This window comes from Pseudomonas sp. HN2 (genome assembly GCF_020736465.1).
In the GTDB taxonomy this organism is placed as follows: Bacteria; Pseudomonadota; Gammaproteobacteria; order Pseudomonadales; family Pseudomonadaceae; genus Aquipseudomonas; species Aquipseudomonas moraviensis_A.
The window spans coordinates 1,760,691-1,776,018 of the sequence record NZ_CP085885.1; the positions used below are offsets into that span (position 1 = coordinate 1,760,691).

At 59.2% G+C, this 15,328-nt stretch carries 14 protein-coding genes; 9 read left to right on the plus strand and 5 right to left on the minus strand.

The window, feature by feature from the left end; genetic code table 11:
* Nucleotides 1–68: 68 nt before the first annotated feature.
* Nucleotides 69–674, minus strand: coding sequence for a TetR/AcrR family transcriptional regulator (locus LIS66_RS07770; RefSeq protein WP_042607576.1), 606 nt, complete (start codon nucleotides 672–674; stop codon nucleotides 69–71).
* A gap of 135 nt (nucleotides 675–809) precedes the next feature.
* Between LIS66_RS07770 and LIS66_RS07775 the strand changes: the two genes are divergently transcribed.
* On the plus strand, nucleotides 810–1,724 hold the full coding sequence (locus LIS66_RS07775) for a DUF808 domain-containing protein (protein WP_042607577.1): 915 nt from the start codon (nucleotides 810–812) through the stop codon (nucleotides 1,722–1,724).
* A 174-nt stretch (nucleotides 1,725–1,898) separates the two neighbouring features.
* Here the strand turns inward: LIS66_RS07775 and LIS66_RS07780 are convergent, their stop codons facing one another.
* Nucleotides 1,899–2,687: a VacJ family lipoprotein gene (locus tag LIS66_RS07780; RefSeq protein ID WP_024012144.1), complete on the minus strand. Its 789-nt coding sequence runs from the start codon at nucleotides 2,685–2,687 to the stop codon at nucleotides 1,899–1,901.
* Nucleotides 2,680–3,978: a hypothetical protein gene (locus LIS66_RS07785; RefSeq protein ID WP_064365440.1), complete on the minus strand. Its 1,299-nt coding sequence runs from the start codon at nucleotides 3,976–3,978 to the stop codon at nucleotides 2,680–2,682. Before LIS66_RS07785 ends, LIS66_RS07780 begins: the two co-directional genes overlap by 8 nt.
* Before the next feature lie 224 nt (nucleotides 3,979–4,202).
* On the opposite strand from LIS66_RS07785, the gene LIS66_RS07790 reads away from it, so the two are divergent.
* Nucleotides 4,203–4,571, plus strand: a complete 369-nt coding sequence (locus LIS66_RS07790) for a hypothetical protein (RefSeq protein WP_227973931.1) — start codon at nucleotides 4,203–4,205, stop codon at nucleotides 4,569–4,571.
* 88 nt (nucleotides 4,572–4,659) lie between these two features.
* Here LIS66_RS07790 and LIS66_RS07795 read toward each other — a convergent pair whose 3' ends face one another.
* Nucleotides 4,660–6,255 (minus strand): beta (1-6) glucans synthase, encoded by a 1,596-nt coding sequence (locus LIS66_RS07795; protein WP_227973932.1) that lies wholly within the window; start codon nucleotides 6,253–6,255, stop codon nucleotides 4,660–4,662.
* Between the two features lie 297 nt (nucleotides 6,256–6,552).
* On the opposite strand from LIS66_RS07795, the gene LIS66_RS07800 reads away from it, so the two are divergent.
* The 3 genes from LIS66_RS07800 to LIS66_RS07810 all read left to right on the plus strand — a co-directional run bounded on the left by LIS66_RS07800 (nucleotide 6,553) and on the right by LIS66_RS07810 (nucleotide 9,611).
* Entirely contained in the window at nucleotides 6,553–7,404 is an 852-nt protein-coding gene (locus tag LIS66_RS07800; RefSeq protein WP_042607581.1) for a glycine betaine ABC transporter substrate-binding protein, read from the plus strand.
* A gap of 240 nt (nucleotides 7,405–7,644) precedes the next feature.
* Nucleotides 7,645–7,956, plus strand: a complete 312-nt coding sequence (locus LIS66_RS07805) for a DUF485 domain-containing protein (RefSeq protein ID WP_042607582.1) — start codon at nucleotides 7,645–7,647, stop codon at nucleotides 7,954–7,956.
* On the plus strand, nucleotides 7,953–9,611 hold the full coding sequence (locus LIS66_RS07810) for a cation acetate symporter (protein ID WP_064365437.1): 1,659 nt from the start codon (nucleotides 7,953–7,955) through the stop codon (nucleotides 9,609–9,611). The genes LIS66_RS07805 and LIS66_RS07810 overlap by 4 nt, the downstream gene beginning before the upstream one ends.
* 762 nt (nucleotides 9,612–10,373) lie before the next feature.
* Here LIS66_RS07810 and gltA read toward each other — a convergent pair.
* On the minus strand, nucleotides 10,374–11,663 hold the full coding sequence (gene gltA, locus LIS66_RS07815; RefSeq protein ID WP_042607584.1) for a citrate synthase: 1,290 nt from the start codon (nucleotides 11,661–11,663) through the stop codon (nucleotides 10,374–10,376).
* Between the two features lie 363 nt (nucleotides 11,664–12,026).
* Here gltA and sdhC point away from each other — a divergent pair, with 363 nt between their 5' ends.
* The 4 genes from sdhC to LIS66_RS07835 are packed head-to-tail and all read left to right on the plus strand — an operon-like array spanning nucleotide 12,027 to nucleotide 15,255.
* The gene (gene sdhC, locus LIS66_RS07820) at nucleotides 12,027–12,401 is read left to right on the plus strand and encodes a succinate dehydrogenase, cytochrome b556 subunit (RefSeq protein ID WP_016773673.1); all 375 of its coding nucleotides are present in this window, start codon (nucleotides 12,027–12,029) and stop codon (nucleotides 12,399–12,401) included.
* Nucleotides 12,395–12,763 carry a succinate dehydrogenase, hydrophobic membrane anchor protein gene (sdhD, locus tag LIS66_RS07825; RefSeq protein WP_008049683.1) on the plus strand — a complete coding sequence of 123 codons (369 nt, stop codon included), beginning with the start codon at nucleotides 12,395–12,397 and terminating at the stop codon, nucleotides 12,761–12,763. Before sdhC ends, sdhD begins: the two co-directional genes overlap by 7 nt.
* Nucleotides 12,764–12,766: 3 nt before the next feature.
* Nucleotides 12,767–14,539, plus strand: coding sequence for a succinate dehydrogenase flavoprotein subunit (gene sdhA / locus LIS66_RS07830; RefSeq protein ID WP_042607585.1), 1,773 nt, complete (start codon nucleotides 12,767–12,769; stop codon nucleotides 14,537–14,539).
* An 11-nt stretch (nucleotides 14,540–14,550) separates the two neighbouring features.
* On the plus strand, nucleotides 14,551–15,255 hold the full coding sequence (locus tag LIS66_RS07835) for a succinate dehydrogenase iron-sulfur subunit (protein WP_016773675.1): 705 nt from the start codon (nucleotides 14,551–14,553) through the stop codon (nucleotides 15,253–15,255).
* Nucleotides 15,256–15,328: the final 73 nt, after the last annotated feature.

Below are 15,328 nucleotides of genomic sequence, written 5' to 3' on the forward strand. Positions count from 1 at the left end.
CACTCCTACAGGGGAACGTATTCCAAATGTAGGAGTGAGCCTGCTCGCGATTGCGTTGCTGCGGTCTTTCAGTCCGGCTCACATCCCTTCAACACCAACCGGATAATCGTCTGCGCGGCCGCTTCATAATCGGCTTCGTCGAGCTTGTCTTTCCCGGTCACCGCAGATATCTGCCAGTCGAAGTCGGCGTAGGTCTGGGTGGCGGCCCAGATGCTGAACATCAGGTGGTTGGGGTCGATCGGGGCGATCTGGCCGCGGTCGATCCAGCTCTGGATGCAGGCGATGTTGTGCTTGGCCTGGGCGTTGAGCTGCTCGACCAGGTCGGCGCTCAGGTGCGGCGCGCCGTGCATGATTTCGCTTGCGAATACCTTGGAGGCGTAGGGCAGGTCGCGGGAGATGCGGATCTTCGAGCGGATGTAGCCGCTCAGCACTTCGCTCGGCACGCCATCCGGGTTGAACGGGGTCGAGGCCTGCAGAATCGGCTCGATGATGCTTTCCAGCACCTCGCGGTAGAGGTTTTCCTTGGATTTGAAGTAGTAGTAGACGTTGGGCTTGGGCAATCCCGCCTTGGCGGCGATGTCGCTGGTTTTGGTCGCCGCAAAGCCCTTGTCGGCAAACTCTTCGCTGGCGGCGCGCAGGATCAGTTCTTTGTTACGCTCGCGGATTGTGCTCATAAACCCGGTGGTTCCTTGCCTGTTCTGGCGGTGGCGCATGGTAGCACCGGCCTTGAGCGGCGCTCAACAATGCAGCCTGTGGCCGGCGGTCGCGTTATGCTTGGCAACATTCATACACAGAAGGAAACAGGATTCATGGCAGGAAGCAGTTTGCTGGTGCTGATCGATGACATCGCCACCGTTCTGGATGACGTTGCATTGATGACGAAAATGGCCGCCAAGAAGACTGCCGGCGTGCTCGGTGACGACCTGGCGCTAAACGCCCAGCAGGTCTCGGGCGTGCGCGCCGAGCGGGAAATTCCCGTGGTCTGGGCGGTGGCCAAGGGCTCGTTCGTCAACAAACTGATCCTCGTGCCGTCGGCGCTGGCAATCAGCGCCTTCGTGCCATGGCTGGTGACGCCGCTGTTGATGGTCGGCGGTGCGTACCTGTGCTTCGAGGGTTTCGAGAAACTTGCGCACAAGTTCCTGCACAGCAAAGAGGAAGACGAAGCTGGGCACGCGCAGTTGACCGAGGCCGTCGCCGACCCGACCACCGATCTGGTGGCGTACGAAAAGGACAAGATCAAAGGCGCGATCCGCACCGACTTCATTCTTTCGGCAGAAATCATCGCCATCACCCTCGGCACCGTGGCAGATGCCTCGCTGACCCAGCAAGTGGTTGTCATGTCCGGCATCGCCATTGTCATGACCGTCGGCGTTTACGGTTTGGTGGCGGGCATCGTCAAACTCGACGATCTGGGCCTGTGGCTGACGCAGAAACCCGGGCAGATGGCGAAAAAAATCGGCGGCGGCATTCTCAGCGCCGCGCCGTACATGATGAAAACCCTGTCGGTGGTCGGCACGGCGGCGATGTTCCTGGTCGGCGGCGGCATCCTGACTCATGGCGTGCCGGTGCTGCATCACTGGATCGAAGGTGTCGGCGCAGCGGCGGGCAGCGCCGGGTTCGCCGTGCCGATGCTGCTCAATGGTGTCGCGGGGATTATCGCCGGCGCCGTGGTGCTGGCGGTAGTGACTGTCGTGGGCAAGCTCTGGCGCGCAATCAAAGGCTGAATACAGCCCCCTGTAGGAGTGAGCCTGCTCGCGATAGCGGTTTGTCAGCCAGACAGGTGGTGACTGGTACACCGCTATCGCGAGCAGGCTCACTCCTACAATTTGATCTGTGTGATGCCATGAAAAAGGGCCATTCGACTCGCATCGAATGGCCCTTTTTTGTACCCGCCGAAATTACTCGGCGATCTGCAACTTGCGTGCTTCGGTGTAGACGTAGCGCACTTTCTCGTACTCGAACGGCGAGTTCATCTGACCGTAGCGGAAGCTGGTCTGGTAGCGCTTGTCGATCGCACGCAGTGCCCAGACTTCCGGATGGTTGGAGCTGACTTCCGCGACATTGAGGAAGTTGATCGCAGTGTCGGCGGTGTAATCCACGGCAAGACCTGCAGTGTCGCGAATGTTCGACGGGCCGAAGATCGGCAGTACGAAGTAGGCGCCGCCCGGCACGCCATAGAAGCCCAGGGTCTGCCCGAAGTCTTCGTTCTGGCGCGGCAGGCCCATGGCGGTCGCCGGGTCCCACAGGCCGGCGATGCCGATCGTGGTGTTGAGCAGCAGGCGCGCGGTGGTTTCCATCGAGCGCTGGCCCTTGAACTGCAGCAGGCTGTTGACCAGGTTCGGCACGTCACCAATGTTGTTGAAGAAGTTGCTCACCCCGGTACGCACAAAGCTTGGCGTGATGTAGCGATAGCCATCGACCACCGGCAGGAACACCCACTGGTCGAAACGGTAGTTGAAGTGATAGACCCGGCGGTTCCACGATTCCAGCGGGTCATAGACGTTCAGCGCATTGAGCGTCGAGCGCTCGAACTCGCGCTGGTCCAGGCCCGGGTTGAATTTGAGTTTGGTCAGCGGTTCCTTGAAGCCGTCGCTGTCGACCACCACCGGTGCGTCGGCTTTACTGTTGTCGGCCTGGGCCACGCCTGCACAGAGGAACGCTGCAATCAGCAGGAGATATTTAGCCACGGAAGAACTCCAGCATGGCGTCGCTGTTGACGCGGTAGTTAAGGTTGCCGCAGTGGCCGCCCAGTGGATAAACGGTCAGGCGATCACCGAAGGTTTTACGCAGGAAGCCCAGGTCGCCAGGGCCGAGGATGACGTCGTCGGCGTTGTGCATCACGGCGATTTTCGGGCTGTCGTGCAGGTAATCCTTGAGCGCATACAGGCTGACCTGATCGATCAGTTGCAGCAGGCTGCCGCCGTCGGTGCGGGCGCGCCACATCGGAATGACCTGTTCGGTGATGTAGCAGTCGAAGTCGCATTGCAGCGCACGCTTGAGGAACGGCGTGAGGCTGGTGCCTTCGGTGATCGGGAATTTCGGCGGGGTGATCAGGCCGCGACGGTTGACCAGGTCAGAGGTGTAGGCAATGTCGGCGGCCGAGAAGCGGAACGACGTGCCGATGAGCATGGCCATCTGTTCGTTGGTCAGATGCTGCTTGGACTGCTGGAAGTCATACAGCAGCGCATCGTTGAGGTCGATGTAGCCTTTCTGCTGGAAGTAGCGGGTCAGTTTGGCCAGCACCAGCTCATAGAAAGTGGTGCTGTTGTTGATACCCTTGACCTCGGTCTGTACCAGCTTGTCGAGGTTGGTCACCGAGGTGTACAGGTTGACCGGCGGGTTGAGCAGCAGGACTTTCTTGAAGTTGAAGCTGCGGCGGGTTTCGTCCAGATGCGCGACGAACGCAGCATCCAGGGCGCCGAGGCTGTAACCGGTCAGGTAGTACTCGGTGACCGGCAGTTTCGGGTTCTGCGCCCGCACGGCCTGCATCACCCGGTACATGTCTTCGGCATCTTCCTTGGTCACGCCCGGGGTGGCGAAACGCGAAGCGGCGCTGATGAAGTCGAAACTGGTCGGCGAGGACAACTGCACGACGTGGTAGCCGGCCTTGTAATACAACTTCTTCAGGTATTCGTTGAGCGTGCTGTCAAAGCGCGCGCCGGTGCCGGCGATCAGGAAGATCAGCGGCGCCGGTTTGTCTTGGGTGGCAATGCGGTAGGTGAGTTTTTTGACTGCCCAGAAATTGTCCGGCAGCTGGAATTCACGCTCCGGGCGCAGGGTAAGGCTGCGATCCGACTGAGTGATGTCGTCGTCCAGCGGCAACTCCGGACGCAGGTCCGGTGGTGTCGTGGCGATCGTCGCCTCGAACGGGTTGGTCAGCGGGTAGCCATAACTGGCGGCGTCGATATCCACCGCCAGCGCGGACGCACTCAAAATTAGGCCGCTGAACAGCGCGGCGAAGCGCAAGGAACGGAGCATGACTAGATCCCTTAGAGGAAGGTGCCGATTGAAGTTCGCAGGCTATGACCACCGGCCAAGCGCCAAAGTGCCATGCTGCGGCACCAAACAGGCGGAATTCGGGGTAATAGTAGCTGGACGATACACGTTGCGAGGGCTCGCTGAACAGTTAACAGTTGTTAGTGCTTGCGAATGCCGGTCGGCAGATTAAGCTGGCCGCCGATTTCCGCAGATTGGAGTGCTCCATGTCCCGCCGCTTGCCCGTGATTGTGCTGCTTGTTTTGTTGCCGCTGTGGCTGGCCGCCAGTTATGCCGCGCGTTACGGCTTCATGGAAGACGGACAGTGGGTGGGCATCTGCGTCGACGAGGCCAGTCGCTGGGAATGCGCGGTGCGGTCGAACCTCGGGCTGCTGATTCATTTCAAGGTGCTGGGCTGGGCGGCGGTAGGCGTAGCGCTGTTGGGATTTGTCGTGCCCGGACGGGCAGGGTGGTGGCTGGCGGTGCTGGCGCTGGTGTTCGGGTTGCCGGCCCTGGCCTTGTACAATACGACGTTGGCGGTGTTTGCCGTGGTGATTGCCGGGTTGCGCTTGGTCAGATCCTCACGCAACGCGTGACAGAACAGATCGCAGCCTTCGGCAGCTCCTACAGTTGCACGTCGTACACCTGTAGGAGCTGCCGAAGGCTGCGATCTTTTGATCTTGCTCAGCCGTTGCGAACCCGCAGACAGCGCCACAATGCCACCACCATCAATCCACTGACCAGCGCCCATCCCCAGGCCTGCTGATTCTGCAATCCTTCCTGATACAACTGCGGCACGATCCCCGCACCGACCATGAAAGTCAGCAACGCAATCTCCCGGCGCGGCACACTCACCGGGCGGCACAGGTAAACCAGCGCTGGCAGCACGAACGCCATGCTGGCAAAACTGCGATAACGCGGATCGAAGACCATTTCCAGCATCATCACCGCCGCGGCAAAACCAGCCGCTGCGACCAGCCAGCCGGCGCGATGCTCAAGGAAATCGAAAGCTCGCGCGCGCCATCCGCTGCGCGCACTCAACGTCAGCGCGGCATGGGCAAGCACCAACAGATTCAACCCGGTCAGCAAACCGACGCACAGCCATTCGCCGGCAAACCGTGTGGTCAACCGCGCCAGATCGCCCCAGGCTCCAATCGAGCAAGCAGCGACGGCGCCCAGCAGCGGCAGCAGCAGCGCCGAACGTGTGGACCGAACGCGACCACCGAGGATCAGCGTGCCGAGCAGAATCACAGCACCGACCGCCAGCCATTCTTTCCAGTACGGCACATTGCTCACCGGCCCGGCGAGTACACCCTTGTCCTGGCGATCGGCATCGAACAGCCCCCAATAGCCGCCAACCGCGCCCTCACTGCCGCGCTTCCACGGTTGATCGAAGGCTTCGATCAGGTTGTAGCGCCAGCTTTCCTGCTCGGCCATCGCCACGAATCCACGAATGAATTTTGCCTCGTTGACCCTGCTCGGTACGGCGGTTTCGCGTTGACGGCCTTCGCTCGGCCAGCCGGTTTCACCGATCATCACGTCTTTGGGCGCGAACTTGTTGCCGAACACCTGACGCACATCCGCCACATGCCGCAGCGCCACGTCGATGTTCGACGGATCGTCTTCCCAGTATGGCAGCAGGTGAATGGTCAGGAAGTCCACAGCGGGCGCGACTTCCGGGTGCTTGAGCCAGAATTCCCAGACGTCGGCGTAGGTCACCGGTTGCTTGACCTGGCTTTTGACCTTGTTGATCAGCCGCGCCAGTTGCGCTCCGGTGACCTCTTTGCGCAGCAGCGCCTCGTTACCGACGATCACCGCCGTCACCACGTCGGGGTTGGCGTTGGCGGATTTGATCAGCAGCTCGACTTCCTGCTCGGTATCGACGGGGTTGCTGTTGACCCAGGCGCCGATCATCAACTTCAGACCGTGCTTGCGCGCCAGATCGGGCAGAGCGTCGAGGCCGGTCATCGAATAGGTGCGGATACATTCGAAGCGCGTCGCCAGGAGCGCGAGGTCGGCGTCCATGCGCTCCGGGCGCAATTTGAACGGCACGTCGAACGGCGACTGGTCCTTGTCGAACGGCGTGTACGAGGCGCATTGCAGCTTGTGCGTCGGCGTTGCAGCGTCCGGCAGGATCACCGGTTGGCCGAGGCCGTACCAGAAACCGCCAAGGGCCAGCAGCCCGAGCAGGCAGGCGAACAGATAAGGCAGAAAAGGAAATCGGAACGTAGCGGACATGGTCGGGCCGAGTGGCTGCAAAGCGACGCATGTTACCTGCATTTATAGAGCGGCAGGGGGCTTGCAGGCGTTGTACATGCAAAGTTCGGGCGGATTGTCTGGCGTCAATTAATCTTGGTTGATTAATGGCTTTCTGATGTCGTTTCTCGTTGCCTTGAGGTCGCTGACAGAGCAGGTCGCTTGCAGCTTGAGGTTGATGATCAAACCATCAGTACCCTTTTTGAAAAATCGGCTGATGTTCGGTGTGTGAGGTCCGGCGTGATGGGGGCGCTGTGCACCATAACAATACGTTGACGATGCCCGGCATCCGTCGGGCGCAGCATTTCGGGGAAGTAAACGATGAAGATGCGACGACTTTTAGGCGCAGGTGCCGCTCTGGTGCTTGCGATGAGTTCCACTTTCGCCAACGCTGAAAAACAGACCCTGAACATCGGTTACGTTGACGGCTGGTCCGACAGCGTCGCGACCACCCACGTGGCGGCCGAAGTGATCAAACAGAAACTCGGTTATGACGTGAAGCTGCAAGCCGTCGCCACCGGGATCATGTGGCAGGGCGTAGCCACCGGCAAACTCGACGCCATGCTCTCGGCCTGGCTGCCCGTGACCCACGGTGACTACTGGACGAAAAACAAGGATCAGGTCGTCGATTACGGCCCGAACTTCAAGGACGCAAAAATCGGCCTGATCGTGCCTGAGTACGTCAAAGCCAAATCGATCGAAGACCTGAAAACCGACGACACCTTCAAAAACCGCATTGTCGGCATCGACGCCGGTTCAGGCGTGATGCTCAAGACCGATCAGGCGATCAAGGATTATGGTCTGGACAAGTACAGCCTCAAGGCCAGTTCCGGCGCCGGGATGATTGCCGAGCTGACCCGCGCCGAGAAGAAAAACGAATCCATCGCCGTCACCGGTTGGGTGCCGCACTGGATGTTCGCCAAGTGGAAACTGCGCTTCCTCGACGACCCGAAAGGCGTGTATGGCCAGGCTGAAACCGTCAACAGCATCGGCAGCAAAGGCCTGGAGGCCAAGGCACCGGAAGTGGCCAAGTTCCTGAAGAACTTCCAGTGGGCCTCGAAAGACGAAATCGGCGAAGTGATGCTGGCGATTCAGGACGGCGCCAAGCCTGATGCAGCGGCCAAGGACTGGGTGGCCAAACACCCGGATCGCGTGGCTGACTGGACCAAATAATTTAAATCCCGCCATACCCCTGTAGGAGTGAGCCTGCTCGCGATAGCGTTCCGTCAGTTGAGAGAAATGTCGACTGACACGACGCCATCGCGAGCAGGCTCACTCCTACAGTTGTTTTGGGTGTCCGGAAAATGGCAGAAGGATCATGGCCATCTACTACTAAGGTCGTCTGGAACCTCTCTCGCAGCCGCATACATTAGCTACGTTCCAACAATAATTTGTGCTGCGAGGATAAAAACAATGAACGACAGCATTTACCTCTCGATTCAAAACAGTCCCCGATTCAAGGAGCTGGTTCAGAAAAGGGAACGATTCGCCTGGATTCTCTCGGCAATCATGCTTGGGCTCTACTCCGCATTCATCCTGCTGATCGCCTACGGGCCGCACGTGCTCGGGGCGAAACTCAGTCCTGAATCGTCGATCACCTGGGGCATCCCGATCGGTGTCGGCCTGATTCTCTCGGCCTTCGTCCTGACTGGCATCTACGTGCGCCGCGCCAATGGCGAGTTCGACGACCTGAACAATGCGATTCTCAAGGAGGCTCAGCAATGATCCGGCGTCTACTGGCTCTTCTGAGCGTTGCCGCGTTCGCACCCGGCGCCTGGGCGGCTGACGCCCTGACCGGTGCGGTGGCCAAGCAACCGCTGAACATCCCGGCGATCCTGATGTTCGTGGCCTTCGTCGGCGCGACCCTGTACATCACTTACTGGGCGTCGAAGAAAAACAACTCGGCCGCCGACTACTACGCGGCTGGCGGCAAGATCACCGGTTTCCAGAACGGCCTGGCGATTGCCGGTGACTATATGTCGGCGGCGTCCTTCCTGGGCATTTCCGCGCTGGTGTTCACCTCCGGCTACGATGGCCTGATCTACTCGATCGGTTTCCTCGTTGGCTGGCCGATCATTCTGTTCCTGATCGCCGAGCGCCTGCGCAACCTGGGTAAATACACCTTTGCCGACGTCGCGTCCTACCGCCTCGGGCAAACCCAGATCCGCACGCTGTCCGCTTGCGGTTCGCTGGTGGTGGTGGCGTTCTACCTGATCGCGCAAATGGTCGGTGCCGGCAAGCTGATCCAGTTGCTGTTCGGCCTCGATTACCACGTTGCGGTGATTCTGGTCGGCGTACTGATGTGCATGTACGTGCTGTTCGGCGGCATGCTCGCGACCACTTGGGTGCAGATCATCAAGGCAGTGCTGCTGCTGTCCGGTGCTTCGTTCATGGCGCTGATGGTGATGAAGCACGTCGGCTTCGACTTCAACACGCTGTTCTCCGAGGCGATCAAGGTGCACGCCAAGGGTGAAGCGATCATGAGCCCGGGCGGTCTGGTCAAGGATCCGATCTCGGCGTTCTCGCTGGGTCTGGCGCTGATGTTCGGTACCGCTGGCCTGCCGCACATTCTGATGCGCTTCTTCACCGTGAGTGACGCCAAGGAAGCGCGCAAGAGCGTGCTGTACGCTACCGGTTTCATCGGTTACTTCTACATCCTGACCTTCATCATCGGCTTCGGCGCGATCCTGCTGGTCAGCACCAACCCGGCCTTCAAGGATGCAGCGGGCGCCTTGCTCGGCGGCAACAACATGGCGGCGGTGCACCTGGCCAACGCGGTCGGCGGCAGCATCTTCCTGGGCTTCATCTCGGCGGTGGCGTTCGCGACCATTCTCGCGGTGGTCGCCGGTCTGACGCTGGCAGGTGCCTCGGCGGTATCCCACGACCTGTACGCCAGTGTGATCAAGAAGGGCAAGGCCAACGAGAAGGATGAGATTCGCGTGTCGAAGATCACCACCATCGCCCTGGCAGTGCTGGCGATTGGTCTGGGCATTCTGTTCGAAAGCCAGAACATTGCGTTCATGGTGGGCCTGGCGTTCTCGATCGCGGCGAGCTGCAACTTCCCTGTGCTGCTGCTTTCGATGTACTGGAAGAAGCTGACTACCCGTGGCGCGATGATTGGCGGCTGGCTGGGGCTGATCAGTGCCGTGGGCCTGATGATCCTTGGTCCGACCATCTGGGTGCAGATTCTGCATCACGAGAAGGCGATCTTCCCTTACGAATATCCGGCGCTGTTCTCGATGATGATTGCGTTCATCGGGATCTGGTTCTTCTCGATCACTGACAAGTCGGCGGCTGCGGACAATGAGCGGGCGCTGTTCTTCCCGCAGTTTGTGCGTTCGCAGACCGGGTTGGGGGCGAGTGGCGCGGTTTCGCACTAAGAGATCAGCTGCAAGCTTCAAGCTTCAAGAAAGCGCCCTGGTTGAGAGATCGGGGCGTTTTTTTGTGGGCGGTTATCGGTTGGTTTGGTGTGTGTATCCGTTGCGATCAATCCCTCCACTCAGCCTTCCGACGTCGCCCGTGGATCAAGATCAAGAGCACTCGAGCTAACGCTCATTGTTGAGTGGTTAGAAGCGTCGCATGGCTTGAGATTTTCGGTGGATTCGCCCCTCACCCCAGCCCTCTCCCGAGGGAGAGGGGGCCGATCTGTGTGGTGTTCAAAACCTGCATTCGACTCAGTATCTCAGATCGGCATACTTCGCCTGTACAACTCGGTCAGTCCCCTCTCCCTCCGGGAGAGGGCTAGGGTGAGGGGCTCTTGATCTGGCTTTTGATCTTTTGCCCCTTCGGCAGGCTTCGCTACGGGATCGATCCGGGGGTGGGAGCGCAGCGACCGTACGACGCAGTCGTACACAGCGAGTGTAGGTGCAGCGAAGCCAACCGGAGCCGCTGCGCCCGGAGCGATCCCGTAACGAAGGTACCCCGAGCCCCAGCGAGCGGGCCGTACGCCGGGGCAAAGCCTTTTTGGTTACTTTTTCGGCGTCTGGAAAAAGTGACCCGCCGTAAGGGCGGAACCCTAAGTAGCCTTCACCGCAGCAACGGATATGCCCCCAATCCAATAAACACCACCAGAAACAAAAACGGCCTCTATATAAGAGGCCGTTCCTGACACACCACTAATCCATCACAAAAAAGCAAAACCCTTATTTGCGATCTTCCAGCGAGGTAATGTCACGCGACTCGTAACCCGTGTACAGCTGGCGCGGACGGCCAATCTTGTACGGGCTCGAGAGCATTTCCTTCCAGTGCGAAATCCAGCCGACAGTACGCGCCAGCGCGAAAATCACAGTGAACATGCTGGTCGGAATGCCGATCGCCTTGAGGATGATCCCCGAGTAGAAGTCGACGTTCGGGTAGAGCGAGCGCTCGATGAAGTACGGGTCGGTCAGGGCGATCTCTTCCAGGCGCATGGCCAGTTCGAGTTGCGGATCGTTGTTGATGCCCAGTTCCTTCAGCACTTCGTCGCAGGTCTGCTTCATGACGGTAGCGCGCGGGTCGCGGTTCTTGTAGACGCGGTGACCGAAGCCCATCAGCTTGAACGAGTCGTTCTTGTCCTTGGCCTTAGCGATGAACTTGTCGATGTTCGACACATCGCCAATCTCGTCGAGCATGGTCAACACGGCTTCGTTCGCACCGCCGTGGGCAGGGCCCCACAGTGCGGCGATACCGGCGGCGATACAGGCGAACGGGTTGGCACCCGAGGAGCCGGCCAGACGCACGGTGGAGGTCGAAGCGTTCTGCTCGTGGTCGGCATGCAGGATGAAGATCCGGTCCATGGCCTTGGCGAGTACCGGGCTGATCGGTTTGATCTCGCACGGGGTGTTGAACATCATGTGCAGGAAGTTTTCCGCGTACGTCAGATCGTTGCGCGGGTACATCATGGGTTGGCCCATGGAGTACTTGTAAACCATCGCTGCCAGGGTCGGCATCTTCGCAACCAGACGGATCGCGGAGATTTCGCGATGCTGCGGGTTATTGATGTCCAGGGAGTCGTGGTAGAAGGCCGAGAGGGCGCCGACTACACCGCACATGACGGCCATCGGGTGGGCGTCGCGACGGAAGCCGTTGAAGAAGGTTTTCAGCTGCTCGTGAACCATGGTGTGGTTTTTCACGGTGCTGACGAACTGGGCCTTCTGTTCTGCGGTCGGCAGTTCGCCGTTGAGCAGCAGGTAGCAGGTTTCCAGGTAGTCCGACTTTTCAGCCAGCTGTTCGATCGGGTAGCCGCGGTGCAACAGAATGCCGTTGTCGCCGTCGATATAGGTAATTTTCGATTCGCACGAAGCGGTCGACATGAAACCCGGGTCGAAAGTGAAGCGGCCCGTGGCCGTCAGGCCCCGAACATCGATTACATCGGGACCAACGGTGCCGGTTAAAATGGGCAGCTCGACGGGGGCTGCGCCCTCGATGATCAACTGCGCTTTTTTGTCAGCCATGTGGCCTCCTATTTATGCTTGAACCATCAGACAGACCCCCCACGCAGGGCCCGCACCACTATAGTGAGATAAATTCGAATGTCAATTTGCCTAAAGTCTTGCTCCAGAAGGCTTTAAGCCGACTTTTTCCTCGAAATTGCCTGCCATTTACGCCTTTTATGCAACTTGTGCAATCCGCTATTGGGGGTAGGTGAACGCGTTGTCATTAGTAGCCTAACTGTCTATACTCGGCCACCGACCGCCAAGGGCTTTTGGGCTTGCTTTCATTGGGGGTCGCATCCCTGGGTGGTGGTTACCTGACCAGTGCACTCCCCAACAACTTTGCCCTGATTGTTAGGGGCTCTTCAGTGTGAAAAAAAAGCCGTGAAAAGCCAACGACCTGTAAACCTAGACCTAAGGACCATCAAACTCCCAGTCACTGCTTACACGTCCATTCTTCACCGTATCTCCGGTGTCATCCTCTTCGTGTGCCTTGCCATCATGCTTTACGCATTGGACAAGTCGCTCAGCTCCGAGGAAGGCTTCGGTCAGGTGAAAGCGTGTCTGACCAGTCCGCTAGCCAAGCTAGTGATTTGGGGCATCCTGTCCGCTCTGCTGTATCACCTGGTAGCCGGTGTGCGCCACTTGATCATGGACATGGGCATCGGTGAGACGCTGGAAGGCGGCAAACTGGGCTCGAAAATCGTTATCGCCGTTTCCGTGGTGGTAATCGTTCTGGCAGGAGTCTGGATATGGTAACTAACGTCACTAACCTGTCGCGTTCGGGCCTCTATGACTGGATGGCACAGCGTGTGTCTGCGGTCGTTCTCGCGGCTTACTTCATCTTTCTGATCGGATACATCGTCGCCAATCCTGGCCTCGAGTATGCCCAGTGGCATGAACTGTTCGCTCACAACGGAATGCGTATTTTCAGCCTGCTGGCCCTTGTTGCTCTGGGCGCTCACGCCTGGGTCGGCATGTGGACCATCGCGACCGACTACCTGACGCCGATGGCGTTCGGCAAGTCCGCAACGGCGATACGTTTCCTTTTCCAGGCAGTATGCGGCGTTGCGATGTTCGCTTACTTCGTCTGGGGTGTGCAGATTCTCTGGGGTATCTGATTCATGGCTAACATTCCAACGATTTCTTTCGACGCCATCATCATTGGTGGTGGCGGTGCCGGCATGCGCGCTGCGCTGCAGCTGGCACAGGGCGGCCACAAGACTGCGGTGATCACCAAGGTTTTCCCGACCCGTTCGCACACTGTTTCCGCTCAGGGCGGCATCACTTGCGCCATCGCTTCCGCCGACCCGAACGATGACTGGCGCTGGCACATGTACGATACCGTCAAGGGTTCCGACTACATCGGTGACCAGGACGCTATCGAATACATGTGTCAGGAAGGCCCGGCTGCCGTGTTCGAGCTGGACCACATGGGTCTGCCATTCTCGCGTACCGAGCAAGGCCGCATCTATCAGCGTCCGTTCGGTGGCCAGTCCAAGGACTACGGCAAGGGCGGTCAGGCTGCACGTACCTGCGCTGCGTCCGACCGTACCGGTCACGCGCTGCTGCACACCCTTTATCAGGGCAACCTGAAAGCCGGTACCACGTTCCTCAACGAGTACTACGCTGTCGATCTGGTGAAAAACCAGGAAGGCGAATTCGTTGGTGTGATCGCGATCTGCATCGAAACCGGCGAAACCTCTTACATCCGTGCCAAGGCCACCGTTCTGGCGACTGGCGGTGCAGGCCGTATCTACGCGTCGACCACCAACGCCCTGATCAACACCGGTGACGGCGTCGGCATGGCTCTGCGTGCAGGCGTGCCGGTGCAAGACATCGAAATGTGGCAGTTCCACCCGACCGGTATCGCCGGCGCTGGTGTACTGGTTACTGAAGGTTGCCGTGGTGAAGGTGGTTACCTGATCAACAAGCACGGCGAGCGTTTCATGGAGCGTTATGCTCCGAACGCGAAAGACCTGGCTGGTCGTGACGTGGTTGCCCGTTCGATGGTTAAGGAAATCATCGCCGGCAACGGTTGCGGTCCGAATGGCGACCACGTAATGCTCAAGCTCGACCATCTGGGCGAGGAAGTGCTGCACAGCCGTCTGCCAGGCATCTGCGAACTGTCGAAGACTTTCGCCCACGTTGACCCGGTGGTTGCGCCGGTTCCGGTTGTTCCGACCTGCCACTACATGATGGGCGGCGTTGCCACCAACATTCATGGCCAGGCGATCACCCAGAATGCCGAAGGTCAGGACCAGATCATTCCTGGCCTGTTCGCAGTAGGCGAAGTGGCTTGCGTATCGGTACACGGTGCCAACCGTCTGGGCGGCAACTCGCTGCTCGACCTGGTGGTATTCGGTCGCGCTGCCGGCCTGCACCTGGAAAAGGCGTTGACCGATGGCATCGAATACGACGACGCTACCGAGTCCGACATCGAAGCTGCACTGTCGCGTCTGAACGCGCTGAACAACCGTACCGACGGTGAAGACGTTGCCACCCTGCGTCGCGAGCTGCAAAGCTGCATGCAGAACTACTTCGGTGTATTCCGTACCGGCGAATACATGCAGAAGGGCATCGCTCAGCTCGCTGACCTGCGTGCTCGCATCGCCAACGTGAAGATCAACGATAAGTCGCAGGCGTTCAACACTGCACGTATCGAAGCGCTGGAACTGCAAAACCTGCTGGAAGTGGCTGAAGCTACCGCCATCGCGGCCGAAGTACGTAAAGAGTCCCGCGGCGCTCACGCCCGTGAAGACTTCGAAGACCGTGATGACGAAAACTGGCTGTGCCACACCCTGTACTTCCCGGGTGACAAGCGCGTCACCAAGCGTGCCGTGAACTTCTCGCCGAAGACTGTTCCGACTTTCGAACCTAAAGTCCGGACTTATTAAGGGTGACCGCCATGTTGCAAGTCAGTGTTTATCGCTACAACCCTGATCAGGACGCTGCGCCGTTCATGCAGGATTTCCAGGTCGATACCGGTGGTAAGGACCTGATGGTGCTGGACGTGCTGGCCCTGATCAAAGAGCAGGACGAAGGTTTCTCCTATCGTCGCTCCTGCCGTGAAGGCGTCTGCGGCTCCGACGGCATGAACATCAACGGCAAGAACGGCCTGGCGTGCATCACGCCGCTGTCCGCTGTTGTAAAAGGTAACAAGCTGATCGTTCGTCCGCTGCCAGGTTTGCCGGTTATCCGTGACCTGGTCGTCGATATGAGCATCTTCTACAAGCAATACGAGAAGGTGAAGCCTTACCTGCAGAACGACACGCCGGCTCCGGCCATCGAGCGTCTGCAGTCGCCAGAAGAGCGCGAAAAGCTCGACGGTCTGTACGAGTGCATCCTGTGCGCCTGCTGCTCGACCTCTTGCCCGTCCTTCTGGTGGAACCCGGACAAGTTCCTCGGTCCAGCTGCGCTGCTGCAAGCCTACCGCTTCCTGGCAGACAGCCGTGACACCAAGACCAGCGAACGTCTGGCTTCACTTGACGACCCGTTCAGCGTTTTCCGCTGCCGGGGCATCATGAACTGCGTCAACGTATGTCCGAAAGGCCTGAACCCGACTAAGGCCATCGGTCACATCCGTAACATGCTGCTTTCGAGCGGCGTGTGATTCAGCTGCTGTAACCGTTGCACCGTAGAGGCTGTGGCGCGGGCTTCAACCCGCGTCATGGCTATAACCAGAG

What these genes read in the sequence shown, in the direction of transcription:
- LIS66_RS07810 (WP_064365437.1), top strand. Translation starts at nt 7,953, where the DNA reads ATGATCCGGCGTCTACTGGCTCTTCTGAGCGTTGCCGCGTTCGCACCC.
- LIS66_RS07775 (WP_042607577.1), top strand. Translation starts at nt 810, where the DNA reads ATGGCAGGAAGCAGTTTGCTGGTGCTGATCGATGACATCGCCACCGTT.
- LIS66_RS07800 (WP_042607581.1), top strand. Translation starts at nt 6,553, where the DNA reads ATGAAGATGCGACGACTTTTAGGCGCAGGTGCCGCTCTGGTGCTTGCG.
- LIS66_RS07835 (WP_016773675.1), top strand. Translation starts at nt 14,551, where the DNA reads ATGTTGCAAGTCAGTGTTTATCGCTACAACCCTGATCAGGACGCTGCG.
- LIS66_RS07805 (WP_042607582.1), top strand. Translation starts at nt 7,645, where the DNA reads ATGAACGACAGCATTTACCTCTCGATTCAAAACAGTCCCCGATTCAAG.
- sdhD (WP_008049683.1), top strand. Translation starts at nt 12,395, where the DNA reads ATGGTAACTAACGTCACTAACCTGTCGCGTTCGGGCCTCTATGACTGG.
- LIS66_RS07770 (WP_042607576.1), bottom strand. Translation starts at nt 674, where the DNA reads ATGAGCACAATCCGCGAGCGTAACAAAGAACTGATCCTGCGCGCCGCC.
- LIS66_RS07795 (WP_227973932.1), bottom strand. Translation starts at nt 6,255, where the DNA reads ATGCAGGTAACATGCGTCGCTTTGCAGCCACTCGGCCCGACCATGTCC.
- LIS66_RS07790 (WP_227973931.1), top strand. Translation starts at nt 4,203, where the DNA reads ATGTCCCGCCGCTTGCCCGTGATTGTGCTGCTTGTTTTGTTGCCGCTG.
- LIS66_RS07785 (WP_064365440.1), bottom strand. Translation starts at nt 3,978, where the DNA reads ATGCTCCGTTCCTTGCGCTTCGCCGCGCTGTTCAGCGGCCTAATTTTG.
- gltA (WP_042607584.1), bottom strand. Translation starts at nt 11,663, where the DNA reads ATGGCTGACAAAAAAGCGCAGTTGATCATCGAGGGCGCAGCCCCCGTC.
- sdhA (WP_042607585.1), top strand. Translation starts at nt 12,767, where the DNA reads ATGGCTAACATTCCAACGATTTCTTTCGACGCCATCATCATTGGTGGT.